The organism is Mesorhizobium sp. WSM4844 (genome assembly GCF_055811775.1).
In genome coordinates this window covers 1-470 of record NZ_JBVVQB010000193.1, presented here as the reverse complement: position 1 = coordinate 470, position 470 = coordinate 1, and the positions used below count along the sequence as shown (strand labels likewise).

1 protein-coding gene is annotated in these 470 nt (G+C 68.1%); it reads right to left on the bottom strand.

The window, feature by feature from the left end; all coding sequences use genetic code 11:
• A partial coding sequence (locus tag AC0L2A_RS36390) for an efflux RND transporter permease subunit (RefSeq protein WP_473613008.1) occupies positions 1-470 on the bottom strand: 470 nt, incomplete at both ends.

The window sequence follows — 470 nt, the reverse complement described above, 5'->3', positions numbered from 1 at the left end:
AGGGTCGACAGCGTGCGCCGGTCCTCGGGCAGGCGCAGCCTGATGTCGACGGCGTCGTCCGCACCGGCCGGCCGGTATTCACTGAGCTTCAGCCCGTTCGTCACCAATTGCACAACCGTGCCGACCGAGGTCGGGCTGATGCCATATTGTGCCGCCTTGGCGCGATCGACGTCGAGCGCCCAGTCGACGCCGGGTGGCGGCAGGCCGTCGGAAATATCGATGACACCTGGCACCTTGGCAATGCGCGCGGCGACGGCGCGCGCCTTGTCGTCGAGGCCTTTCGGGTCGACGGCTGACAGCCTGATCTGGATCGGCTTGCCGGTGGGCGGGCCGGCCTCGGGCACGCGAACCTCAACGTCGACGCCGGGAATGCCGGCCATGACGCCGCGCAGTTCGTCCAGGATGGCGTTCGCCGATTTGCGCTCGCGCCAGTCGACGAACTCGTACTGGATCACGCCGACCACGTCTTC